This window comes from Hirschia sp. (genome assembly GCF_058892565.1).
Genome location: NZ_JBZXVU010000034.1, coordinates 1 through 24,719, shown reverse-complemented (window position 1 = coordinate 24,719; position 24,719 = coordinate 1). Strand labels below are relative to the sequence as shown.

Genomic DNA, 24,719 nt, shown 5'->3' with positions numbered 1-24,719 from the left:
TGTGAAATATTATGGATCAACTTCAAGCCTTTGGAGGGAGAAGGTTAGCAAGATCTAGGAGGATTTCATGGGGGCCGTTTCAACACATGCAGCGCCACTTTCAGGCAGCAAATCTTATGAACAGTTAGAAAAGCGCCTTCAGCGGGAAATCGCTGCACGCAAAAGTGCTGAGTGTCTTTTGAAGGATAAAAGCAAATCGCTCATCGCATCTAATCAAGCACTCGAAAAAGTTGCGCACCATTTAGAAGAACAAAGACAGCAGCTTGATATTATTCTTGATAATACTGTCGGTGGTATTTTTCTCACCAACGCGAATTTTCACATTTTGCGGGTGAATAAAGCTGGCATGGAGATTTTTAATCTGTGTCAAGAAACCTTGCTGGATCTAAAAATCATCGATCTTTTTCATGCAGATCTCGATGTTCCACATGTCGTACGACAAGCACAAAAAGAACTCGGTCAGGCAAGAATATACGAAACAGTCGGAATAACGATTTATGGAGATCAAGTTCCTATAGAGATTGGCGTGACACTAGTTAAACAAGATGCGCCACGGTCCAAGCAATATGTTTGGATTGTTCGCAATATCACGAGACGTAAACAAGATGATGCAAAACGAGAAGTGCTAGAAAAAGAGCTGGCCCAAGCGCAAAAACTTGAAGCATTGGGAACGTTAGCTAGTGGCGTCGCGCATGAAATTAACACGCCTATTCAGTATGTTGGAGACAATTTGCGTTTCTTGCAAGACAGCTTTGCGGATTTGATGGCATTGATGCGTTTGCAAGATTCAAAGTATTCGGACGCGGAGCTTGAAGCAAAAAAAGAAGAAATTGATCTTGAGTTTTTGGAAGCAGAATTGCCAGCCTCATTAGAGCAGTCGCTCTATGGCCTTGATCAAGTTGCTCGAATTGTAAAAGCTGTAAAAGAATTTTCTCATCCCGGTTCAGGCGATGCTGAATCGATAAATCTAAATGAGCTTGCTTCTTCCTCTTCAACGCTTTGTAAAAATCAGTGGAAATATCTCGCTGATGTTGAATTCCTTTTTGACCCTAATCTGCCTGAAGTTGTGTGTTACCCAGGAGATGTAAATCAAGTTCTATTGAATATGATTGTAAATGCGGCTGATGCCATTGATGAGTTGGGGTCAGGGGATAAAGGCACGATTACGCTGCAAACCAGATTTGATGATACGAGCATTTATCTGGATATTTCAGATACTGGATGTGGCATGGATGAGAGCGTTGTTGGTCGTATTTTTGATCCGTTTTTTACAACAAAAGATGTGGGAAAAGGAACTGGGCAAGGCCTAGCCATTTCTTACAATATAATAAAGCAAAAGCACGGTGGCGATATAAAGGTGGTATCGAGCGAAGGCGCAGGCACTACATTTACGATATCATTACCGCGTGAATTTGGAGGTGTATCATGAGCAATCCCACAGTTTTGTTTGTCGATGATGAGCCAAATGTTTTACGCGGCTTGAAACGCATGTTGCGCCCTGAGAGAAACCGATGGGATATGGTGTTTATGGAAGGCGGTCCCGAGGCCATCCAATGGTTATCTGAGAATGATGTAGATGCCATTGTGAGCGATATGCGTATGCCGGTTAAAGATGGTGCGGATGTTTTAAATTTCGCCGCTGAAAACAATAAGGGATATGTCAGAATCGTATTGTCGGGCGAGGCAGACAAGGAACTTACATATCGAACTGTTCTTAGTTCCCATCAGTTTCTGTCGAAGCCTTGTCAAAATATAGAACTTGTTCGTGCAATAGATCTGCCTGTTTCATTTTTAGGCCGGCTATCGTCCAATGATCAGGCTAGAGTGGCATCTGCTTTGAGAACATTGCCTTGCGCGGCCGATATTGTTGCGCAAGCCAAGAGAGCATTGTCTCGTGAAGCAGGGTTGAGTGAATTTGCGAATATAGTATCCAAAGAACCCACATTGGCCTTACGAATTTTTCAATTAGCAAATTCAGCGTATTTTGGAAAACCGGCCAATACGTTGAGCATATACGAGGCGGTGACAACCATTGGTTCGGATGTTCTTAGATCCTTACTTGAGACGAACCGTCTCGTCGATCAAGTAACCACCGAATCAAATAATGAAGCGCTCAAAGACATTTCCAGTTGCGCAGTGAAGTGTGCGCAAATGTTGTATGAACTGGCCCTTGAGCGAGGGACAAGCGAAACAGAAGCAGAGGCAGCTTATTCAACAGGTTTACTTTCGTGGGCCGGAGATTCTCTCGTGGCTGGGACTGATATGGGCTTGGATGCTGCGTCTCTGCATTTGAATGCAATTAGTGTTTCTGGATATGCGGCATGTTTATTGGGCATTCCTGCACATATGAGCGCAATGATTTCATCTTTGAACACACAACAATCGGATAGATTTGTCGATCCGAGTGATCGCGCCAACGCGCTGGCCTCACTTATGTTTGATAAGGCGGTAGCGTAATGAGTGATAAAATACGTGTGCTATTTGTGGATGATGATCCAGCGCTTTTACAGGGCTTAAAGAGACAATTTCGTAAGGAATTTGATCTCACCGTAACAGAGAGTGCGTTGGAAGGCGTGAGGTGTTTGGAGAAAAAAGGGCCGTTTTCGGTTGTTGTTTCAGACCAGAATATGCCCCAAGTGAAAGGCACAACCTTTTTGGCCAAGATTGCCAAGCATTTCCCTCTGACAGTTCGGGTTTTATTTACTGGAAATAATGACCAAGAAACAGCTGTATCGGCTGTTAATGATGGTGCTGTTTTTAAATTTCTCAATAAGCCATGTACGTCAGATGAAATACTGGAAGTGGTCAAGCAGGCTCATGCACATCATTTGATGTTGAAAAATGAACGATTAATCCTCGAGGAAACATTGACAGGTAGCATTAACTTGCTGACCGACATGCTATCTATGACTCATCCCAAAGCATTTCAGCGTGCAAATCTCGTCCATACATGGGCTGTAAAAGCAGCGAAATTTCTGGACATTGATGATGTTTGGGAATTGGAGGTCGCATCAAAGCTTTGGCCGCTCAGTTATCTTTTGCTGCCAGATGATCTGATTGCGAAAAGAAATGCTGGAGAGGATTTGAACACTGAAGATCATAAATTGCTGGCCGCATCATATTTATCTATCTCACAGTTGCTGAACAATATTCCCAGGGTCAGTGAAATCTCGCGTATTTTGCTGTTGAGTTGTGATGGCGCGTGTCAGGCAGTTGCGCCAGAGGCACGGCCAAAATCAGCACTGCTTTTACAATTGCTTATAAATGCATCTTTTTATGCAGATTTGAGAACTGGTTCAGTCGAGTTGAAACATCTCGATAAGCTGAGCAATGGACTTGCGCCAGTTAGCCAGTCCATATTTGCATTGTTACGTGGTATTTTGAGTGATCAAACAGATGCTTCGAATGCGGTGCTGAAAGAGGTTGAAGCATTTTATTTGTTAGAAGGTGATGTTCTCGTGGAGGACCTTCACGATAGTAGTGGCCGGTTACTTCTGGCAGCTGGGCAAAACGTAACCAAAAGCGTAATTAGCAAGTTAGAACAGATAAACAGGCATCAAAAAATCACAAATAAAGTGAAGATCGTGCGAGGCATGTGCAATAATGTGTCACGCGAACCGGCGACGGCAGCATAACCGATTGAATATCTGTTTTGTTGGACGTTATATAATGACGAACATATCTAGAGCCAATAATTGACGGTGTGCAGTACAAGGGCGAACCTCATATTGTACACCGTCATTTTGAGTCATTATTGTGCCATTAAGAATGCAAGATATTCGTGTGCTCTTGATGCCCAGTATTCTTCTTTGTGACCAGTTCCTTCGTAAACGCGGAATTGGGCGGCATTTTTATCCCAACCATTTTCACGAAACCATGCTTCAATGTCGACTGAATGACGGGCATAGTATTGATCCAGTTCGATAGTGCCGTGATCAAACCAAATGGTTTGGGGATATTCACCGATTTTAGAACTATCAAGGTAAGCCAATATAGCTTGTGTGGCTGCGTTTGCAGCGGGAGATTCAGGACGAGCCAAAACCCAATGCGTGGAGAGGCAAGCGGCTTTGCTAAACACCTCTGGGTATTCACCAAGGGCATATAAAGAGATGAGACCGCCCATGCTTGAGCCCATGATAGACGTATTTTCCCGCCCGGGGGCAGTGGCGTATTTTGAGTCGATATAGGGCTTTAGTTCTTCGACGATGAATTTCAGGTATGCATCGCTATATAATTCGGGTTTAACGCCTTCAGGGTTATCCTCAGAAACAGCAAAGGCTTCTTCAGGAAGGTTGTTGATGATTTTTTCAGGGGCGTATTCCCACCAACGTTTATCCGTGTTCCATATGCCGACAATAATTGCAGGGCGTGCTTTTTCTTCTTTTATTAGCCGCGTTGAAACTTCATCTAAATTCCACTCAACACCGCGATATGAACCTTCTGTTTCCATAAGGTTTTGGCCATCATGAGCATAAATCACAGGATATTTTTGGTTATTCGGATCATATCCGGGGGGGAGCCATATCGTTAGACCGCGCGGTTGTATGAATTGTGATTCAAACTCAGCAATTTTTATAAATTGTCCCTTATCAGAAGCGGCTATAGGCTGAGATATTGGTTCTGAAAGATGCGATACTTTGGCCGTTTCAGGAGGTGCAATCGTTTCGTGACTTGTGCAATGACTTAAAAAGAGCGCGCTTAAGCTAATGGATATGAGCGCCGCGTGTGATTTGATCATGAGTGTTTCTTCCCCTCAATATGCAATGCTTTTTTCTGTGCTTTTTCTTAAGGTTTGCATTGAAAATGGAGGTTGAAAACACCTAAATCAAAGCCAGCTTAAAAAAGATAAACTTAACGTAGCGGCCTTGGGGCTGTAACCGCTGGGGGGCCTTTAAGCTTAGTCTGGGGGAGATGAAGTCGCTCGCGGTTTGTAGCACGAGGGAATTAGCCTATAAGCTTGAACATTGCGACAAGGTGGGAGTTGGTCATGTCGATGGAAAATAGCCTTGTTAGTGAAACTGATAGATTGTCTCCATGCATTGAATTGACGATTGTGGTTCCTGTTTTCAAAGAGGTTGGTAATGTGGATCGCATGGTGGCGGCGCTTGATGCGGCTTTAAACGGTATAAAATGGGAAGTTGTTTTTGTTGATGATGACTCTCCGGATGGAACCGCCGGCGCCGTCAGTGACATCTCTTCAACAGATCGCCGTGTCAGGTTAATTCACCGTGTTGGTCGGCGTGGACTTTCGTCTGCAGCGATTGAAGGCATGATGTCGTCAACGGCTGAATATGTTGCCGTTATTGACGGTGATTTGCAGCATGATGAAACAATAATTCCTCAAATGCTAACAGCTGTAAAAGACGGAGCTGATATCGCTATCGGCACTCGTTATGTGGAGGGGGGATCAACGGGAGAATGGGATGGAACCCGTGAGAAAATTAGTCGCTTTGCAACGTGGGTCTCACAGCAAATGACCGGAGTTAAACTTAGCGACCCGATGAGTGGATTTTTCCTCGTTGGCCGACAAACATTACTTGGTGTCGTGCATGGATTGTCAGGCTTGGGCTTTAAAATTTTACTAGATATTCTGACGACTGCGCGCCCAGCGCTTAAGGTTGCAGAAATCCCATACACGTTCCGCATTCGAGAAGAAGGCGAGAGCAAGCTGGATACTTCGGCAGCATGGGATTTTACGATGCTGTTGATAGATAAAAAAGTCGGTTTTTTGCTACCTGTGCGTTTTGTTTCTTTTGCCTTTGTGGGTGGGCTTGGAATAATCGTGCACTTCCTGACTCTGACTGTGATTTATCAAGTGGTGGAGAAGTCGTTTTTTTTGGGGCAGGCTGCCGCGATGGCAATTTCGATGGTCTTTAATTATTGGCTCAACAATAAGCTCACCTATAGAGACAAACGCCGAACAGAAATACATTGGTTCACCGGTTTGTTGAGTTTCATGGGCATTTGCTCTCTGGGAGGGGCTGCAAATGTTGGCATAGCGAATTTCCTGTATGCAGAAGAAATGCACTGGGTGTTGTCGGCTTTAGCAGGCATTATCGTTGGCGCGGTGTGGAATTACGCAGCTACAAGTTTGTATACTTGGCGTAAATAAATTCTAGGTAAGTGTTCGGTTGAGAAAAAAGAGATAATGAGAAGTCGTCAAATTCGTTCTAGAAAAAATCTAGAATTGAAAAGGCGAGAATAGTAGGGGTGGAAATTGTGAGAGAGAATGTTTCTAAAATCATCAAATTGGATGGTCGTCGGGTTAAAAGTCGTCAGAAATTAAAAAAGGCTTTAGCAAAAATACTACGGACGAAGAGCTTAGAAAAAATAACAATAGAAGAAATATCAAAAGCTGCACATGTCACACGACCGACTTTTTATTCCAATTATAAGGATTTGCAGGCGATCGCTATCGAATATGTCGATGAGTTGATGCAAACTTTATTGGAAAAATTTAGGACAATTGATGTGGATCAGAAGTTGTTGCCGCGACAGCGAGTAAAAGTTCTGCTGCTCTATTATATTGAGATGTTACAAGAAAATGATGGAATATTGCTTAGTGCTGCTGCGGGGCGCGCTGGTAATGAAGCCTTGGAATTGATGCGCAGTTACTGGATGAAGATGGTTCTCATTCGGGCTGAAAAAGTACCGCATTCTGGCTTGTCCGCTTTAGATATTGAGGTGTCTACGCATTTTGTTGCTGGGGCAGTGAACTCAGTTTTAGAAGCGCATGCCTCAGGTAAACTTGATATGAATGCTGAAGAGGTTGCTGAAAGTATTTCGCTACTCATTAATCAAGGGTTAGGGCAAACTCTGGGTGCAATTGATTAGAGCTTTTCTGCTGACAATATTGCCAAGGTTGAGTTCATAGAAGCTTCTAATAAATGTTTGCTTTCTGAACACTGTGACAGGGCGGTTAAGCCATACATGGTGGTTATAACCATTAGCGCAGCATCCTTTGGCATGATCCCTTCACGAAGTGATCCATCGTCTTGGGCTATCTGGAAAATTTTCTCCATAGCAGAGACTTTTTTGTCCATGAAAACTTTCACGCTTTGGGCAATAACAGGATCGTGTGGTGCCAGCTCAAAAGTTGCCTGACATACTAGTGATCCAGGCATTTCTGAGCTGCAACATGCTCCGACAAGGTCTTCTAGTGGGCCGAGCATGTATTCTTTCAATGTGGCCATTGCAGACGTCTTACGATTTTCCAAGCGGTCTGTTAATTCAGTAATGGTGAGATCGTGATCACGATGCAAGGCTGCTAGAAATAGTTCTCTTTTGCCGCCAAATTGTTGGTAGATTGCGTATCTATTCAATCCAGTCGCTTCAACTAGACTATCTATTCCCGTGCGCTCATATCCGTCGCGTTTGAAAATTTCCATGGAAATATCAATTGCTTTTGCGATTTCTATTTCACTCCTTCCCATTGGGGATCCCTTATATTGAAGCTGGGGGTGTATTAGACCTTTAATATAGGAATGAATTCTTCAAAGTTAAATATTGTCGTAGCGTAAATAGAGCTAGTCTGGTTGAAATGCGCTCGCCGAGATAAATGAGCCTTGAGAAAATATCAACGCGTTTCCGGGTTTTTGACGTGCTCTAAGAACGTTGCCAATGATAATGGAATGATCTCCAGCATCGTGTATTTTATGTTTTTTGCATTCAAAAACAGACAAACAATCATTTATAATAGGTATATTGTATTCGTTTAGAAGATAATCGCAGTGTTCAAATTTGTTTTTGGATTTGGCAAATGCATCACATACAAATTTTTGTTCATAGGTCAGTACGTGAATTGCGAAAAATTCTGCGTTTATAAAGGCCTCATATCGTGATGATTGTTTTGCAGGTGCCCACATGACAAGAGCTGGATTGAGTGAAAGGCTAGAGAAGCTGTTAGCTGTTATGCCGATTGGGCCGTCTTTTGACTGCGTAGTGACAATAGTGACACCAGTTGAAAAGCTACCTAGAGCGCTTCGAAATGCGCGAGCATTTTCTTCGGGTGAAAAAATATCCATTGTTTTTCTTGGGCACCCTTCATCGTGATGTAAATTTCAGTCTATGAATAGAATAGGGTGAGGCTGTTGAAAACCCGCTAAGTCAATATAAACGCAAGTTCTAAATTTCGTAATGTGTTTCTAAAACAAGTTAGAAACATGGTTTCAATTTGTCTGAAAAATGTATTTGGATCAAGTTACAAGGGGCAATGATACAGAGCTAAAAAGATTACATTGTATCTAGGGCGACTTTCTTATGCATTGAATTTCTTATGGTAAATCTGATCTTCAAGATTGATTTTTGACCTCAAATTTGCTTGTGTGAAAAAAAATTAAAAATACAACGAGAATACGGGACAATACGGGCGACCTCCAATTCAATAAAAATAGGGAAAAAGGTATGTCCTTAGAGGAAACGACAAGTGCTCAACCTGATACTCATGGTATCGGTTTAGCTATTTTGATTACAACGGTCGCCACACTTGGCGGCTTTTTGTTTGGGTATGATAGTGGCGTGATTAACGGCACTGTTAAAGGTTTGCAGGTCGCTTTTCAATCTAACTCCGTTGGAACTGGATTTAGCGTGGCCTCAATGCTGCTTGGTTGTGCTGTCGGTGCTGCTGCTGCTGGCCGTTTGGCGGACATGTTCGGACGTAAGCCATTATTGCTAATGTCTGCAGTGTTTTTCGTCATTAGTGCTTGGGGTTCTGGTATTGCTGGCACTACGAATGAATTTATCATTTATCGTATTTTAGGTGGTCTTGCAGTGGGTGCAGCTAGTGTGATGGCACCTGCATACATTAGTGAGATTGCACCGCCTCATCTACGTGGGCGTTTGACGTCTATTCAGCAGGTTGCGATTATCGTTGGTTTGACGGCTGCTTTTGTTAGCAATTATTTCATTGTGAAAGTCGCTGGTGATTCAACGGCTGAATTCATGATGGGCTTTGAGGCATGGCGCTGGATGTTTTGGGTGGAATTAATCCCAGCGGCGATTTTCTTCTTTGCACTATTCCTTATTCCTGAAAGCCCAAGATATCTTGTTTCGGCCGGTAAAAAGGATGAAGCACACGGTGTTCTGACGCGTCTTGCGGGTGAGCAAAAAGCCGGTGTTGTTGTCAAGGAAATTGAAGACACACTTGCAGCTGATCACAAGCCAAGCTTGAAAGATATTTTTGATCCAGAAGGTAAGGGCATTCGTCCAATTATTTGGGTTGGTATTGGTTTGGCCGTGTTCCAACAATTTGTTGGTATTAACGTGATCTTTTACTATGGTTCAGTTCTCTGGGAGTTTGTTGGCTTCACCGAAGAAGACGGTTTGTTGACCAATGTCATCATGGGGGCTGTAAGTATTGGAGCTGTGTTAGTTTCGATGGCGCTTATTGATAAAATGGGCCGTAAGCCATTGTTATTAATTGGTTCTATTGGGATGGCGGCATCTCTGGCAGTGATGGCAGGTGTCTTCTCTATGGCTTCGGTCACAGAAACAGGGCTTGCATTACCGGCTGGACTAGGGCCTGTGGCATTGATTGCTGCTGTTATATATGTGGCATTCTTCAACTTCAGTTGGGGACCGGTCATGTGGGTTATGCTTGGCGAAATGTTCCCAAATCAGGTGCGTGGTTCAGGTCTGGCTGTCAGTGGATTCTTCCAATGGGTTGCCAACTTTGGCATCACGATGACATTCCCGATTTTGCTCGCGACAACAGGCTTGTTTAGTGCTTATGCGCTGTATGCGGTTGCTGCTGGAATATCTGTGATCTTCGTCTTCAAGTTTGTAAAAGAAACAATGGGTAAAACCCTCGAAGAAATGTAAACGCATTTAAAAACCAGCAACCGGATGTGAAAATCGGGTTGCTGGTTTTTTCGTTTTAATGACCGTTAGACATGTGGTTTGTTCTCTTGAAAGAACAGTTCTAACTCAATTTAGTGACGTGTTTATGTCGAACTTTTGTGCCAAAAATGCGTCGTTTTTGTTGTCGTAGTGGTGCGGTTTTGCGCGCTTTGTCTGCAATGAATATCAATTGAATATCAAATCATCATCTCGAAGAGATAAATCCCTTTCTATGGAATTAGGCTTTCAGTTTTTTAGCGTGCCATTCGATATGGTCGGCCATGAAAGTTGAGATGAAATAATAGCTGTGATCATAACCTTCTTGCATCCGCAATGTGAGTTTTTGTCCTGCGGTTTCACACGCTGATTTTAAGAGTTCTGGCTTTAGCTGTTCTTCCAGAAAATTATCTTTGCTGCCTTGGTCGACTAGCAGATCAGAAACGCGGGCACCATCTTCAATCAATGCGCAAGAATCATATTCACGCCAATTGGATTTGTCGGGGCCAATATAGCCAGTGAGTGCTTTTTCACCCCAAGGGCAATTGAGTGGCGACACGATAGGGGCAAATGCAGATACAGATTTGAAGCGGTCAGAATTGCGCAATCCAATTGTTAGCGCGCCATGTCCGCCCATAGAATGGCCCATGATGGATTGGCGAGACATATCGACCGGAAAAGATGAAACGATAAGTTCCGGCAATTCTTTTTCTAAATATGTGCGCATTTTGTAATGCTTATCGAATGGGGCTTGGGTCGCATCCACATAAAAGCCAGCACCTAAACCAAAATCCCAGCTCTTATCTGGATCATCAGGCACATTTTCTCCTCGGGGGGAGGTGTCAGGTGCAATCAGTATGACGCCAAGTCTGGCGCAAGCTTCTCTAAACTCACCTTTGTCAGTGACATTGGCATGCGTGCACGTAAGGCCGGACAAATACCAGATGATTGGTAAGGTTTCACCTTCTTTGTGCGGCGGGACGAACACAGAGAATGTCATATCTGTGTTTGTGGATGTGGAGGCGTGTGAATAAACGCCTTGTACGCCGCCATGAGATAAATTGGTGGAAATTGTTGTCAGGGTCATGAAATGCTCGCTGGGGATAGAATTAAAAATATCCCGAAAACACAGTGCATTTTCGGGATATATGTCAGGTTAAGTTATCCGCGGTGTAAGGCGCATAATTTGTTGCCGTCTGGATCTCGCAAATAAGCGAGATAAAGGCGTATGTCTCCGCTTTCGCGCCAACCGGGAGGATCTTCAATCATTTCTCCACCCGCAGCAGCGCCGGCCTTGTGCCATGCGTCGGCTTCTTCTGGGTTTGCCATCGCAAATCCAATCGTCATGCCATTGCCGCATGTGGCTGGCTCGCCATTGATTGGCGGTGTCACAAGGAATACATTATCATTGTGAACATAAACACAGCGACCTTTGGGGTCTATCCGTCCTGGTCTGCCTCCGACCGATGTGAAGAGCGCATCGTAAAAAGCCTTCGACTTTTCCATATCGTTTGTGCCGACCATCATGTGACTGTACATTGTTTTCTCCCTATTTAGTAAACCACGACAGATCGAATAGACTTGCCTTCATGCATCAGGTCAAATCCTTTGTTGATTTCCTCTAGGGTAAGGGTGTGGGTAATCATGGAGTCGATTTCAATCTTCCCATTCATGTACCAGTCAACGATTTTAGGGACATCAGTACGACCTTTGGCGCCGCCAAAGGCCGTACCTTTCCAGACGCGTCCCGTCACCAGCTGGAATGGTCGTGTGGCAATTTCTTTGCCTGCTTCTGCAACACCGATCACAATGGAAACACCCCATCCGCGATGACATGCTTCTAGTGCCTGCCTCATCACGACTGTGTTGCCTGTACAATCAAATGTGTATTCTGCGCCGCCATCAGTTAGCTCGACGAGGTGCTGAACGATATCGCCTTCAATTTCATTTGGGTTGACGAAATGGGTCATGCCGTATTTGCGGCCCCATTCTTCTTTGTCATTGTTGATATCAACACCAATAATTTTATTGGCACCAACCATGCGAGCGGCCTGCAAAACATTGAGGCCGATACCGCCAAGACCGAAAACAATGATATTGTCTCCAGCTTCTACTTTGGCTGTATTTGTCACGGCTCCAACGCCGGTTGTCACGCCGCAACCAATATAACAAGATTTATCAAATGGCGCGTCTTCTCTGATTTTTGCGACAGAAATTTCTGGCAAGACTGTGAAGTTTGAGAAAGTGGAGCAGCCCATATAATGGAAAATTGTTTGACCTTTATAGCTGAAACGAGATGTCCCATCCGGCATAACGCCTTTGCCTTGTGTCGCGCGGATGGCTGTACATAGGTTTGTTTTACCTGAAAGACAGGATTTACATTGGCGACATTCGGGTGTGTAGAGCGGGATGACGTGATCGCCGGGCTTTACAGAGGTGACGCCTTTACCCACTTCACGGACAATTCCTGCGCCTTCATGACCGAGGACAGATGGAAATAAACCTTCAGAATCAAGACCATCTAATGTGTAAGCATCGGTGTGACAAATACCCGTTGCCATGATCTCGACGAGGACTTCGCCATCCTTTGGGCCTTCAAGGTCCAATTCGACGATTTCGAGTGGTTTTTTTGCTTCAAATGCAACGGCGGCACGTGTCTTCATGATGGAAACTCATTCTGGATTTTGCAATTTTGGAAAGTATACCTAATCCTAGTATTGCGATAAACAAACAATATTGAAATATATTATTGCAATATAGGGATAATTATCTTGTCATGAATTTTAAAAGAGATTGAAGCCCATCTGATTGGAAATAAGAGAATGTGTTGATGAATAAATGGCTTGGGATTGAAGAATTTGTGGCGGTGGCAAAGCGCGGAAATTTCAAGCTGGCGGCTGAATATCTAGGGCAATCAACCTCGCATGTGAGCCGTGCAGTGATGGGGCTTGAAGACCGTATCCACGCGCCATTGTTTTTTAGATCGACGCGGCAGGTGACGCTGACAGATACAGGCCGTGCATTATTTGAACAATGTCGCCAGCTTGTGGATGACCGCGATGAAGCTTTAGCCATGGTAACGGGAAGTGGTGAGCCGCAAGGTGAATTGCGGGTGACGTGTTCTATGTCTATGGGCGAGCGTTTTATTGCGCCAATATTGCTGCGATATGCAGAGCAATTTCCCAATGTTTCTGTGTCTATTCATCTGACAAACCGGATTATTGATCTGACATCAGAAGGCTTTGATTTGGCTATTCGCACGGGGTATCTTGAGGATTCCAAGCTTGTCGTCACGCGGATTGCTTCGCGTCGGCTTATTTTGTGTGCTGCGCCAGAATATCTTGAAAAACATGGTCGCATTGAAAGCATTGCTGATTTAGAAAATCACAATTGTTTGGCCGGAACATCGACGCATTGGCGATTTAAAGTTGATGGATCAGAAGTGAGTTGGCTGCCCAAGGGGCGGTGGCGATGCAATAGCGGGGTGGCCGTTAGGGATGCCGCATTATCTGGAATGGGGTTATGCCAATTGCCGGAATTTTATGTCGCTGATTATCTCAAATCGGGGAAATTGGTGCATGTATTGGAGACTGAAAGCCGCGTCTTTGAACCAATATGGGCTGTGTGCCCTGAGCGGCGTCACTTATTGCCGAAAGTGACGCGGTTACTGGACCTTTTAAAGTCGGATAAAGCTTTAAAGGGAGAGGGCGTTTAAGGCGTGCGCTCCTGAAAAAGGGTGAGGCACGCCTTTATGCTAAGAGAGGATTATTGATCATAGCCAGGATTGGTTCTTTTTAAGCTTCTGATGAGGGCAGGCCACACAAGATTGTCCCCCATGCCCGGCATGAAGGCGGCAGCGCCTTGAGAATAAACCCTGTTTCCCATTTCTGCGGGTTCTTCATGCAAAGCATCTTCGCTGCCAGCAGCTTGAGCGAGTATTTGGGCCTTACAGGCATTTTCAAGGAAATACATGCGCAAGAAAGCAATGGCGCAATTGGGGCCGACTGTTAATGTGCCGTGATTGCGTAGCATGAGTAGACTTTTGGAACCCAAATCTTTGACGATGCGCTCACGTTCATCAAGATCAAGCGCAATGCCTTCATAATCATGATAGGCGAGATCATCTTGTACCTGCATTGAAAACTGGGTGTAGCGTCTTAAGCCGGCTTTTTGAACGGATACTGCAATGCCATAAGGTGTGTGGACATGGATGACGCAACCGGCGTCTTCACGTGCGGCGTGCACGGCGCTGTGGATGGTGAAACCGGCTGGATTGATGAAATAGGGTGTGTCCTGACAGATGTTTCCATTCAGGTCGATTTTGACGAGGCTGGAGGCCGTGATTTCACCAAAAAGCAAGCCATAAGGATTGATCAAAAAACGCTCTTCCATGTCGCCATTGGCATTGGGCTCATCAGGAAGACGGGCAGAAATGTGTGTGAAAACAAGGTCTGTCCAGCCATACATGGCGCAGAGGCGATAGGTGGCAGCAAGCTGGCAACGTAAACTCCATTCTGCTTCAGACACAGATCCTTTTATGGATTCCAAATTTGCCGGATCGGGAATACCAAAACCGGGTTCTTTGTTCATGGCGTTCGACTCAGACATGTGTTTCCTCACTTATTTTGATTGTTTTTTTATACGATGAACGCGCTCAAAAAAATGTCAACTTCTTTACGATTTGACAAATTAATTTACGCCTAGACATGCCTGTTTTAGAGTTTAGGAGAAGATATCATTTGTATCTATCACAATTTCACGCAGCCATTTATTGGCTGAATCTGCTTCATTGTCGGAATGCCAATATAGGTTTAGCTCAATAGGCGGCATGGAGAATGGTACATCTTGAATTTTGAGCGGGCGCGATTGTATCATGGATTGGGCCAGTCTTTTGGGCATGGTTAAAATTCGGTCCGAGCGCTCAACGATGGCCAATGCGCTAAGATAGTTTTGGCAACGAACTCTGACGTCTCTGAAAATGCCGCGTTGTTCCAATGCAGAATCTTCAAGCACTGTGCCAACGGTTCTGGCGGATACAGCGATGTGTTCTTGGGCGAGATAATCGGCTGCCGTTTGTATTGTGTGGGTTTTGGAAACAATACACCAATCATCAGCCGTGAGTGGATGGTGGCGCAATTGCTTTGAGGTTGGGAGCGCGATGTCTACGCAGATATCGAGTGTATGGCCTGATAGAGAGGCGACCATCTCATTGCGATCATATCTGGCGCTGATAATGCGTACATTTGGAGCCAATTGCCGGATTTTTTCGACAAATTCAGGAAAGAAAACAATTTCCATGGCATCGGGCATTCCGATGGTGAAAACGATTTTGCTTTGAGCTGGGTCAAATTTTCCCCAGCTTTGCAGAAGGGCGCGCAGCCGGTCTATCTCATCGAGTAAATCTGGTGCCATACGGGCGCACACAGGCGTGGGTCGCATGATGCGTCCCTCTTTGACGAAGAGGGGATCGTTAAGGTGGGCTCTTAGGCGGCGCAAGGCATGACTGACGGCGGAGGGGCTGAGCGATAAGAGGTTGGCCGCACGGGTTAGATTTTGTTCTCGATAAACCGCTTCAAAGACTTTGAGCAGATTTAAATCGAGTCTGTCTGTTCTGTTGTGAATTTTATTCATAGTGTTGGTTTAATATATATCACTTGATTCATCAATCATGAAGGGAGAAGGTGATACACTATGTATGTCAGATCATCCGAAGAGATAGACTGACTTAGCTCATACGAGCAGTTTACGGGGAAGAAACAATGCCAAGCGACACAAGTGCGCAAGCACCATTTTGGACAAAAAATTATCCTGATAGCATCCCCACGTCGATTGATCTGGGTGATGATACATTTATTGAAGTCATCAATGAATGCATGAAAAAATTCGCTGATCGTGAAGCGATTGAATGCCTTGGTGCTGTTTGGAGTTATGCTCGATTAGATAAAGAATCGGCGCAGATTGCGGCATCTCTTCAAGCTATGAAGTTGGATGACGGCGCACGTGTTGCGATTATGATGCCGACTATCCCGCAATATCTTGTGACTTTGCTTGGTGTGTTTAGGGCGGGATTGATTGCGGTGAGTGTAAATCCGCTCTATACGCCGCGCGAATTAGAGCATCAGTTAAATGATAGTGGTGCAGAAGTTGTTTTTATACTTGAAGACTTTGCGACAACCCTAAAAGAAGTGATTTCCAAAACACCTGTGAAGCATACGATTGTTACGACAATCGGTGATACAATTGGCGGCGTTAAAGGGCATTTGGCAAATTTTGTTCAACGCCATGTGAAGAAGAGTGTTTTGCCATCTGATATTCCAGCGGCACAGAAATATAAAGACTTCCTCCAGCGCGGAGCATCTCTTCAATGGAAGCCGCAAACACATCATCAAGATGATGTGGCAGTTCTGCAATATACTGGCGGGACAACAGGCGTTTCAAAAGGCGCAATTCTTCAGCAGAAAAATCTTTTAGCTGCTGCGAAATGTTCGGGTGCTTGGGTCGATCTTGCACTCAATATTGAACCCAAAATTGATGTGCCAAAGTTTTTGATACCTTTGCCATTATATCATGTGTTTACGCTCTATATTGTATCACTTGGATTATTTATGGGCGCGCGCTCAGTGTTTATTCCCAATCCGCGTGATCAAGATTCTATGGTAAAAGTGATGGCCAAATCCCCATTCAATATGATGATGGGATTAAACACATTATATGCGGGCCTTCTTAGTCACAAAGATATTGGCAGTGTTGATTTTTCTAAATCGAGAGTTTTTATCGCTGGCGGAACAGCAACGCATAGAAATACTGCTGAAAAATGGAAAGAATTGACGGGTGAACCCATTCTTGAGGGATGGGGCATGACTGAAACAACCGGAGCGGGGACATGTACGCCTTATCCGCAGTCTGAATTTACAGGTTCAGTTGGTTTACCTGCGCCATCTATTCTCATCTCCATTCGAGATGATAACGGCAATGAAGTGCCAATTGGTGAAGATGGTGAGATGTGGATAAAAGGTCCCAATGTTATGGCGGGCTATTGGAATAGACCTGAAGCCACTAAAGAATCTTTTTGTGAGAATGGGTATTTTGCCACCGGTGATATCGGTCGATTTGACGAGCAAGGGTATGTAAGAATTATTGACCGGAAAAAAGACATGATCCTTGTCTCTGGTTTCAATGTTTATTGTAATGAAATTGAAAATGTACTCGCCAGCTTAGAGGGCGTTGCAGAAGCAGCTGCTATTGGTGTGCCTGATGAACAGACTGGCGAAGCCGTTAAAGTGTTTGTTGTGAAGTCACATTCGGATCTGGTTGAAGAGGATATTCGTCAATACTGCCGCGATGAGTTGACCGGATACAAGCGCCCTAAACACATAGAGTTTATCGACGTTTTGCCAAAATCACCTGTAGGCAAGGTTTTGCGAAAAGATTTGCGCTAGTTTCGTTCGTAAATCCATAAATGGACCCGCACGTTAAATGATGTGTGGAGATGGTGCAGAATATAATAAAATCTGGCTCAGTATCGTTGGTAGGACGGGCCTATTATTCAAAATAGGGGCGGAAGATGCGTAAAATAGATCGTGTATTTATAACGGGTGGAGCTGCTGGTTTAGGCAAAGCACTTGCGCTAAATTACGCCAAACAGGGGGTGAAAGTCTGCATTGCCGATATTGATGACAAAGCCGGTGAAGCAACTCTTGCAGAGCTGAAAAATATAGGGGCCGAAGCTGCTTATCTGCATTGTGATGTGTGTACTTCCAACGATTTGGAAGATGCAGCACAATGGTTATCTGACAATTGGAGCGGCGTTGATCTGGTTGTGAACAATGCTGGTGTGGCGCAAATGGGGCCCATTGAGAAGGTGTCTATTGAAGACTGGCAATGGATTATCGATATCAATATTTTGGGAATTGTGAGATCCACCAAAGCTTTCCTGCCATTATTCAAAGCCCAAGGCTCTGGACGTTTTGTCAATGTCGCGTCAATGGCGGGTTATCTTTATATGCCTGATGCTGCGGCATATAACGCGACTAAAGCAGCCGTTATTGCAATGTCTGAAACGCTTATGCTGGAGTTTGAAAAGTATAATGTCGGTGTTCAAGTTGTATGTCCTGCTTTTTTTAGAACGGATCTGGCAAAGAATATGCGCTCAAGTAGTGCAGAATCGGAGCAAATGACGAAGCGTTTGGTTGAGCGCGCACGCATAGGCGCAGATGAAATTGCAGAAAAAATTGCTGACGGCATTCGGAAGAATACGTCACACATTTTTACGCATCCAGAAGCGGAACAAGCATTAAAAGCAAAGCAATCAATGCCTTTTGCAGATTTCCTAAATATGCTGCGGGGACAGGTTGCGCAAATAGCTGAACGTATGGCTCGCCCTGAAAGCTAATTAAAAGATCACAATTGTGATGACAAAAAGGTAGTGCATTAAGATGCCAAGACTTCATTTCGTCCGCCATGGACAGGCTTCTTTTGGGGCTAAAGATTACGATAATCTGTCTGAAATCGGGCATTTACAATCGAAGGTCTTAGGAAAGGCAATGTGGCGCGAGGGGGCAGGGAGACTCTATAGTGGCACGTTAAAGCGTCATCGTCAGACCGCTGAGGGATTTGCCGCTGGAGTGGCATATGAGCAAGATCCAAGATGGAATGAATTTGATTATTTAAATATCATTGGCGCGATGCGACCTGAGTTTGACTCCTCGCAGGCTATTGGCGATTTCGTTGCCAAATCCAAGAATCCAAACCTTGAATTCCAGGCCATATATGATGCAGCTGTTCAACGCTGGGCAGATGGCGAAAATGATCAAGACTACAATGAAAGCAGATCTGATTTTCGATTGCGTATTCGCAGCGCCATTCATGATCTAGCCAATTCGCTTCCAAAAGATGGAACAGCGTTTGTGTTTTCATCTGGCGGTCCGATCAGCGCCGTTGTTCAAGAAGTTATGGACTTAAGCGAAGCAACCACACGTCAGGTTGAGCGCGTGCTTCATAATGCAAGTGTCACCACGATCTCGGTCTCATCCAATCGCACACATATGATTGCTTTTAATCAACATCACCATTTGGAGGCAGAAGATGCCAAACTCATCACCCATCGCTGATAAAGCAGATCGTCGTCCAGTTATTGTTATAACAGGTGCAAGTTCCGGTCTGGGGGCAGGTATGGCTGTTCGCTTTGCAAAGAAAGGTTATGATCTGGCTTTGTGTGCGCGGCGTATTGAAAAACTAGAAGAATTGAAATTTGAGATTTTATCTGCTGCGCCTTTGGCTCGCGTTGAATTGGCACCTTTAGATGTGAATGATCATGATGCTGTGTTCACCGTTTTTGAAGATTTCAAAACGCGGTTTGGCAAAATTGATCGTATCATCATCAATGCAGGTATTGGTTCGGGAGCACCTATCGGGAAGGGCGGCTTTCAGAAAAACAAAGCTGTGCTGGAAACAAACCTTATTGCTGCTCTGGCTCAATCAGAAGCGAGTATGCAGATATTTCGTGAGCAAGGAGAAGGGCATCTCGTCATCATTTCTTCTATGAGCGCGATGCGTGGTTTGAGAAGCTCAATTGCTTGTTATTCCACAAGTAAAGCTGCGGTTGCGCATTTAGCTGAATGTATGCGGGCGGATATGTTGCGAAAGCCAAAAATTACAGTTTCCACGATATTCCCCGGCTATATTGAGAGCGAGATGACAGCGCAGGCACCTAAGGGGAAAACGCCTTATATTGTCTCGAATGATAAGGGGTGTGATCTTCTCGTCAAAGCTATTGAGGCCAAGAAAGAGAAAGCCTGCGTTCCCGCTTGGCCTTGGGCACCAATGGGATTTCTAATGAGGAATTTGCCATTATCTTGGGTAATGAAGCTGGTTTAATTAAGTAAAAACAGAGCCATGCTGGGGCTGGGTGATGTCCATACATGCTGGATGTTCCAGCCCGCGTTTTGGGCAAGTTGATCAATTTTCGAAACTGAAAACTTACGTGAATTTTCTGTGTGGATGGTTTCACCAGCGAGAAATTCAAAAGTTTGCTCATCTATCGTAACGGTTTGGTTTTCTTTACTCACGAGGTGCATTTCAATCGTGTCAGTTGCGTCATTCCAACGGGCGTCATGATAAAAAGCGCTGAGATCAAAATCCGCATCTAGATCATTATTGATGCGAGCGAGCAGGTTTTTGTTGAACTCCGCCGTGATTTGATCTGCATCATTATAGGCAGGAATTAGCGTTTCAGGATTTTGGTTTACATCTACACCAAGCAGGAATTGACCATTCTCGGATAAGTCTTGGCGGGCTTTTGAGAGGAAGGTGTTTATCTCTCTATCATTTAGATTTCCAAGTGTGGAGCCGGGAAAAAAACCAAGAGATGGGTCATCGCTTGAGGGGATGTTTAGTTCTGGGTCGAGGAAGTTTCCAGTCACGGGCGAAACCTCTAATTCTGGATATGCTGTTTGCAAGCGTTTGGACGCGTTGAGCAAAAATGTTTCGGAGACATCAATGGGTACAAATCCAGATGGTGTTTCAAGCGCATCAAGTAAAATACGGATTTTGCGTAGAGCGCCTGCACCATATTCCACCACGCGTACATTTTGGGGAATATGAGCTGAGAATTCCGGCGCGCATTCTTTTAGAAGTTTTAGTTCGGTGCGTGTCGGGTAGTATTCATCAAGATTTGTGATCTGTTCAAAAAGGTCAGAGCCTTTTTCATCGTAGAAATATTTGCATGGCAAGCGTTTTTGAGCTGAGGACAAGCCTGAGATAACATCGGATAGAAATTCACAATCGGGGCGAGTCATGAGGTCTTGCATTAGGTGATATCCTTTGCGAGCCGAAGGCCGGAAAATTGCCAACGTTTATCAGGGTGAAAAAAGTTTCGATAAGTGGAACGTGTGTGTGCGGGTGAAGTTCCACAAGAGCCGCCTCGTAATACCATTTGCCCGCTCATAAATTTGCCATTGTATTCGCCAATAGCGCCGTCATTTATTTGAAACCCCGGATAGGGCAGGAAGGCACTGGCAGTCCATTCCCAGACATTTTCAAACATGCCCGTAAGTGTATCACCGGTTTGTGCCAGGGGTTTTAGTGGCGGAGATGAGGATGGAATTGTTGCGCCCGTTTGTTTAGCAGCATGTTCCCATTCTGCTTCTGTGGGGAGGCGAGCACCTGCCCAACAGGCATATGCATCTGCTTCGTAAAAACTGATATGACACACGGGGGCATCAAGTTCGACCGGCGCAAAGCCGCAAAGAGTCATTGTCCACCATGCATTGTCTTTTTTTTCCCAATAAAGAGGAGCGTGCCACTCATTTTGTGTCTTGGTGGCAAACCCGTCAGACAGCCAATATTTGGAATTTTCATATCCACCCGCTTCTATAAAATTGATCCATTCAGCATTGGTGACATTACGATTTGCGAGTTTGAATGCTGGCGTCAGAGCTGGGTGGAGGGGTGTTTCACAATCGAATGCAAAACCATCTCCTGTATGTCCTATCTGCGGTGTAGCAGGTTCAAATTGTGTCCAAGAAAGTGGGGGAGTGGTTGCTGCGCTTGTGTCCGGCTGCGCGGGAAATTCTGTAAAGGCTGGCTTTAGCGGATTTTGGGCAAAGAGATGCAGGATATCAGTTAAGAAAAGTTCCTGATGCTGTTCTTCATGGGCTATGCCCAATTCCAGAATATCGAGTGGAACTTTACCCTGTTGGATTAAGGCATGCATATGCGTGTTTACATGATTACGATAAGCATAAATTTCTTCTAGGCTCGGGCGGGTGAGCAAGCCGCGTTTATTGCGCAAATGGCGCGGCCCAACCGCATCATAATAGGAGTTGAAGAGATAGGCGTAAGCAGGATTAAATCTGGCGCTTTCATCTAATTCTGGGGCGATGATAAATTCTTCAAAAAACCAGCTAGTATGCGCTAAATGCCATTTGGCTGGACTTGCATCTGGCATGGATTGAGCTGTCGCATCTGCGTCGGATAGCGTTTTGCACATCGAGACTGTGCGTTCCCGAACTGCTGTAAATTTTTTAGCGAGATCTGCATCTTTTGAGGTGTTTTGTGGGTGAGTGTTTGTGAACACGTGTCTTCCTCATAGTTTGTTGCGCCAGTCTCATGCTGACTTTTATATACCTTGTGACCAACAAAAATATGTCAGCAGCATCTAGTGAGTGTTTCATGATAATATCAAAACACAAAAATAGTGCGCATGCATGCCCCGACGTTAGATCTTGATGTCGTGGGTTTATGCCGTATCTAATGTTAAGTGCATTAAATACGAAAAGAGATGAGACGATGAAATTTTCCGGATCTGAAACCTATGTCGCGACTGAAGATCTGCAGGTTGCTGTGAATGCAGCGATTGCTCTGGAACGACCTCTCTTGATTAAAGGTGAGCCGGGGACAGGTAAAACTGTGTTGGCGCATGAAGTGGCGCAAGCTCTTGGTCGCCCGCTTATTGAATGGCACATTAAATCCACAACAAAGGCCCAGCAGGGGCTGTATGAGTATGATGCAGTCTCTCGGCTTAGAGATTCTCAGTTGGGTGATCCAAAAGTCGCTGACGTTAGCAATTACATTAAACGCGGAAAATTATGGGAAGCATTTGTTGCGGATGACCAGCCAATCCTGCTGATTGACGAAATTGATAAAGCCGACATTGAGTTTCCAAATGACTTACTTCAAGAACTCGATCGTATGGAGTTTTTTGTGTACGAAACTGGAGAGACTATAAAAGCCGAAAAACGGCCTTTGGTGATCATCACCTCTAATAATGAAAAAGAACTACCGGATGCGTTTTTGCGTCGCTGTTTCTTTCACTTCATCAAATTTCCAGATGCAGACACCATGAAAGCCATTGTGGATGTCCATTTTCCTGAGATTCAAAAACGTCTTGTCGCGAACGCTTTGAGCACTTTTTATGATATGCGAGAAGTGCCGGGTCTGAAAAAGAAACCATCTACATCGGAATTGATCGACTGGCTGAAATTATTGATGTCTGAGGATATAGATCCGGAGACTTTACGGACGAATGATGCACGCACAGCGATTCCGCCTTTGCATGGTGCTTTGCTAAAGAATGAGCAGGACATTCACTTGTTTGAGCGTTTGGCATTTATGGCGCGCAGAGAACGCTAGGCTTTTATAGATTGGCTGGATTTATCCGCTATGTTCACAAAATTTTTCTATGAATTAAAATCGGCGGGCATTCCTGTATCTGTCAAAGAATACCTTATGTTTCTGGAGGTCATGGATGCTGATCTTGCTGAAAAAAAGGTAGAGAATTTCTATTATCTTTCTCGCGCTAGTTTGGTGAAAGATGAACGTAATTTAGATAAATTCGATCAAGTTTTCGGGCATGTTTTCAAAGGATTAGAGAGTGTTTCGGAAGGTTTAGAAAAAGACATTCCAGAGGAATGGCTGCGTAAACTGACCGAAAAATTCCTGACCGAAGAAGAGAAAGCGCAGATAGAGGCGCTTGGTGGTTGGGACAAGCTGATGGAGACGTTGAAAAAGCGACTTGAAGAGCAAAAAGAGCGCCATGAAGGCGGCAATAAATGGATTGGAACGGGCGGGACATCTCCTTTTGGTGCTAATGGCTATAATCCTGAAGGCATCCGCATTGGACAAGACAAAAGCCGTCATAAAAAGGCTGTTAAAGTCTGGGATAAACGTGAGTTTAAAGATCTTGATGACAGCGTTGAGCTTGGAACGCGGAATCTAAAAATGGCTTTGCGTAAGCTTCGTCATTTTGCACGTTCAGGAGCAGATGAAGAGTTTGATCTAAAGAATACAATCGATTCAACGGCGCGGTCTGGATATCTGGATATCAAGATGCGTCCAGAGCGCCGCAATGTTGTGAAAGTGTTGATCTTTTTTGATGTTGGTGGGTCAATGGACCCATATGTGAAACTTGTTGAAGAGCTGTTTTCAGCGGCGCGTGCTGAGTTCAAGCATATGGAATATTTCTACTTCCATAATTGTCTCTATGACTATGTGTGGAAGGACAATTCACGTCGTTGGACTGAGAAGCTGAATACGTGGGATATACTTCACACATACCCGCATGACTACAAAGTGATTGTTGTGGGTGATGCTGCGATGTCACCTTATGAAATTGCTATGCCGGGCGGCGCATCTGAATATATGAATGAAGAGCCGGGAGCTGTTTGGTTGCAAAGGCTTGTTGATGTGTATTCTAAATTCTCTTGGATTAATCCAGAGCGTGAAGAGCATTGGAATTATACGCAATCTAATCAAATGATTAGAGAAATCATTGATAATCGCATGTATCCGCTGACAGTGGATGGTATTGGCCGCGCGATTACGAATTTACGCGGTTCTAGATAAGTGATGAGGGCAGCGTATCTGCCCTCTGATACGAAGACCTATTTATAAACAGGCTTACGTTTTTGCATTTTAGCCGCGATGCTTTCGGCAAATTCGGGTGATTTTAACTGGTCGGCAAAATCAGAGAATTCAGCATTCATGTGGTCTGTCATATTACCACGATAATTGCGGATCAAATCCTTGGATTTGCGCATAGATTCAGGGGCTGAACCTGCAATGCTGTGCGCGAGGGCCTCTATTGATGGCTTGAAATCAGCATCGCTGAAGACGCGCGATATTAGCCCAAAGTCGAGCGCTTCTTGAGCGTTTAATGTTCTGCCTGCTAGCAAAATGTCGTTGGCAACTGCCATACCGACTGCTTCAGGTAAAAGCATGGATGACGCTGCTTCAGGCACAACGCCCAGCTTTACAAATGGTGCGCCAAAAGTAGCGCTTTCATGTGCGTAAACGAGGTCACAATGAAGTAGCATTGTGAGTCCAATGCCAATCGCGTGTGCATTGACTGCGGCGATAATGGGCTTTGGGCATTCACGAAGTGCGTC

The 24,719-nt window shown here is 44.7% G+C and carries 24 protein-coding genes; 13 read left to right on the top strand and 11 right to left on the bottom strand.

From position 1 onward, the window contains the following. Positions 1 to 67: 67 nt before the first annotated feature. The 3 genes from AC5EF3_RS13375 to AC5EF3_RS13365 are packed head-to-tail and all read left to right on the top strand — an operon-like array spanning position 68 to position 3,635. Positions 68 to 1,429 carry a sensor histidine kinase gene (locus tag AC5EF3_RS13375; RefSeq protein WP_493548406.1) on the top strand — a complete coding sequence of 454 codons (1,362 nt, stop codon included), beginning with the start codon at positions 68 to 70 and terminating at the stop codon, positions 1,427 to 1,429. Then, positions 1,426 to 2,457, top strand: a complete 1,032-nt coding sequence (locus AC5EF3_RS13370) for an HDOD domain-containing protein (protein WP_493548405.1) — start codon at positions 1,426 to 1,428, stop codon at positions 2,455 to 2,457. Before AC5EF3_RS13375 ends, AC5EF3_RS13370 begins: the two co-directional genes overlap by 4 nt. Next, positions 2,457 to 3,635 (top strand): response regulator, encoded by a 1,179-nt coding sequence (locus AC5EF3_RS13365; protein ID WP_493548404.1) that lies wholly within the window; start codon positions 2,457 to 2,459, stop codon positions 3,633 to 3,635. Before AC5EF3_RS13370 ends, AC5EF3_RS13365 begins: the two co-directional genes overlap by 1 nt. Before the next feature lie 116 nt (positions 3,636 to 3,751). Here the strand turns inward: AC5EF3_RS13365 and AC5EF3_RS13360 are convergent, their stop codons facing one another. Further along, entirely contained in the window at positions 3,752 to 4,738 is a 987-nt protein-coding gene (locus tag AC5EF3_RS13360; protein WP_493548403.1) for an alpha/beta hydrolase, read from the bottom strand. Between the two features lie 249 nt (positions 4,739 to 4,987). On the opposite strand from AC5EF3_RS13360, the gene AC5EF3_RS13355 reads away from it, so the two are divergent. Further along, entirely contained in the window at positions 4,988 to 6,112 is a 1,125-nt protein-coding gene (locus AC5EF3_RS13355) for a glycosyltransferase (RefSeq protein WP_493548402.1), read from the top strand. 107 nt (positions 6,113 to 6,219) lie between these two features. Then, positions 6,220 to 6,834, top strand: coding sequence for a TetR/AcrR family transcriptional regulator (locus tag AC5EF3_RS13350; RefSeq protein WP_015828694.1), 615 nt, complete (start codon positions 6,220 to 6,222; stop codon positions 6,832 to 6,834). Here AC5EF3_RS13350 and AC5EF3_RS13345 read toward each other — a convergent pair. Further along, the gene (locus AC5EF3_RS13345) at positions 6,831 to 7,433 is read right to left on the bottom strand and encodes a TetR/AcrR family transcriptional regulator (RefSeq protein ID WP_493548401.1); all 603 of its coding nucleotides are present in this window, start codon (positions 7,431 to 7,433) and stop codon (positions 6,831 to 6,833) included. The genes AC5EF3_RS13350 and AC5EF3_RS13345 overlap by 4 nt on opposite strands. A 93-nt stretch (positions 7,434 to 7,526) precedes the next feature. Then, positions 7,527 to 8,024, bottom strand: coding sequence for a flavin reductase family protein (locus AC5EF3_RS13340; protein WP_493548400.1), 498 nt, complete (start codon positions 8,022 to 8,024; stop codon positions 7,527 to 7,529). A 379-nt stretch (positions 8,025 to 8,403) separates the two neighbouring features. Here AC5EF3_RS13340 and AC5EF3_RS13335 point away from each other — a divergent pair, with 379 nt between their 5' ends. Further along, positions 8,404 to 9,819, top strand: coding sequence for a sugar porter family MFS transporter (locus AC5EF3_RS13335; protein ID WP_493548399.1), 1,416 nt, complete (start codon positions 8,404 to 8,406; stop codon positions 9,817 to 9,819). Between the two features lie 256 nt (positions 9,820 to 10,075). Here AC5EF3_RS13335 and fghA read toward each other — a convergent pair whose 3' ends face one another. The 3 genes from fghA to AC5EF3_RS13320 form a co-directional block, all read right to left on the bottom strand. Further along, on the bottom strand, positions 10,076 to 10,921 hold the full coding sequence (gene fghA / locus AC5EF3_RS13330) for an S-formylglutathione hydrolase (RefSeq protein WP_493548398.1): 846 nt from the start codon (positions 10,919 to 10,921) through the stop codon (positions 10,076 to 10,078). Between the two features lie 74 nt (positions 10,922 to 10,995). Continuing rightward, entirely contained in the window at positions 10,996 to 11,373 is a 378-nt protein-coding gene (locus AC5EF3_RS13325; protein ID WP_493548397.1) for a VOC family protein, read from the bottom strand. A gap of 14 nt (positions 11,374 to 11,387) precedes the next feature. After that, positions 11,388 to 12,497: an S-(hydroxymethyl)glutathione dehydrogenase/class III alcohol dehydrogenase gene (locus AC5EF3_RS13320; RefSeq protein ID WP_015828688.1), complete on the bottom strand. Its 1,110-nt coding sequence runs from the start codon at positions 12,495 to 12,497 to the stop codon at positions 11,388 to 11,390. A 167-nt stretch (positions 12,498 to 12,664) separates the two neighbouring features. Between AC5EF3_RS13320 and AC5EF3_RS13315 the strand changes: the two genes are divergently transcribed. Further along, entirely contained in the window at positions 12,665 to 13,549 is an 885-nt protein-coding gene (locus tag AC5EF3_RS13315; protein WP_493548396.1) for a LysR substrate-binding domain-containing protein, read from the top strand. A gap of 50 nt (positions 13,550 to 13,599) precedes the next feature. Here AC5EF3_RS13315 and AC5EF3_RS13310 read toward each other — a convergent pair whose 3' ends face one another. Further along, positions 13,600 to 14,442, bottom strand: a complete 843-nt coding sequence (locus AC5EF3_RS13310; protein ID WP_493548395.1) for a class II aldolase/adducin family protein — start codon at positions 14,440 to 14,442, stop codon at positions 13,600 to 13,602. A 114-nt stretch (positions 14,443 to 14,556) separates the two neighbouring features. Beyond that, on the bottom strand, positions 14,557 to 15,465 hold the full coding sequence (locus AC5EF3_RS13305; protein WP_493548394.1) for a LysR family transcriptional regulator: 909 nt from the start codon (positions 15,463 to 15,465) through the stop codon (positions 14,557 to 14,559). A gap of 128 nt (positions 15,466 to 15,593) precedes the next feature. Between AC5EF3_RS13305 and AC5EF3_RS13300 the strand changes: the two genes are divergently transcribed. The 4 genes from AC5EF3_RS13300 to AC5EF3_RS13285 all read left to right on the top strand — a co-directional run bounded on the left by AC5EF3_RS13300 (position 15,594) and on the right by AC5EF3_RS13285 (position 19,710). Further along, the gene (locus AC5EF3_RS13300) at positions 15,594 to 17,273 is read left to right on the top strand and encodes an AMP-binding protein (RefSeq protein WP_493548393.1); all 1,680 of its coding nucleotides are present in this window, start codon (positions 15,594 to 15,596) and stop codon (positions 17,271 to 17,273) included. A 125-nt stretch (positions 17,274 to 17,398) separates the two neighbouring features. Continuing rightward, on the top strand, positions 17,399 to 18,226 hold the full coding sequence (locus AC5EF3_RS13295; protein ID WP_493548392.1) for an SDR family oxidoreductase: 828 nt from the start codon (positions 17,399 to 17,401) through the stop codon (positions 18,224 to 18,226). Between the two features lie 43 nt (positions 18,227 to 18,269). Next, on the top strand, positions 18,270 to 18,944 hold the full coding sequence (locus AC5EF3_RS13290; protein ID WP_493548391.1) for a histidine phosphatase family protein: 675 nt from the start codon (positions 18,270 to 18,272) through the stop codon (positions 18,942 to 18,944). Further along, positions 18,919 to 19,710: an SDR family oxidoreductase gene (locus AC5EF3_RS13285; RefSeq protein WP_493548390.1), complete on the top strand. Its 792-nt coding sequence runs from the start codon at positions 18,919 to 18,921 to the stop codon at positions 19,708 to 19,710. Before AC5EF3_RS13290 ends, AC5EF3_RS13285 begins: the two co-directional genes overlap by 26 nt. Here AC5EF3_RS13285 and egtD read toward each other — a convergent pair. Both egtD and egtB read right to left on the bottom strand, forming a co-directional pair. Continuing rightward, complete coding sequence (gene egtD, locus AC5EF3_RS13280) at positions 19,707 to 20,642, bottom strand: L-histidine N(alpha)-methyltransferase (RefSeq protein ID WP_493548389.1); 936 nt, start codon at positions 20,640 to 20,642, stop codon at positions 19,707 to 19,709. The genes AC5EF3_RS13285 and egtD overlap by 4 nt on opposite strands. After that, positions 20,642 to 21,910, bottom strand: coding sequence for an ergothioneine biosynthesis protein EgtB (gene egtB, locus AC5EF3_RS13275; protein ID WP_493548388.1), 1,269 nt, complete (start codon positions 21,908 to 21,910; stop codon positions 20,642 to 20,644). The genes egtD and egtB overlap by 1 nt, the downstream gene beginning before the upstream one ends. Before the next feature lie 212 nt (positions 21,911 to 22,122). Between egtB and AC5EF3_RS13270 the strand changes: the two genes are divergently transcribed. Together AC5EF3_RS13270 and AC5EF3_RS13265 are read left to right on the top strand one after the other, a co-directional pair. Next, the gene (locus AC5EF3_RS13270; RefSeq protein ID WP_015828678.1) at positions 22,123 to 22,965 is read left to right on the top strand and encodes an AAA family ATPase; all 843 of its coding nucleotides are present in this window, start codon (positions 22,123 to 22,125) and stop codon (positions 22,963 to 22,965) included. Between the two features lie 30 nt (positions 22,966 to 22,995). Then, a complete protein-coding gene (locus AC5EF3_RS13265; RefSeq protein WP_493548387.1) occupies positions 22,996 to 24,177 on the top strand; it encodes a vWA domain-containing protein in 1,182 nt (393 codons plus the stop codon). Positions 24,178 to 24,215: 38 nt separating this feature from the next. Here AC5EF3_RS13265 and AC5EF3_RS13260 read toward each other — a convergent pair. Continuing rightward, the coding region (locus AC5EF3_RS13260; RefSeq protein WP_493548386.1) for an enoyl-CoA hydratase/isomerase family protein at positions 24,216 to 24,719 on the bottom strand (504 nt) is incomplete at its 5' end.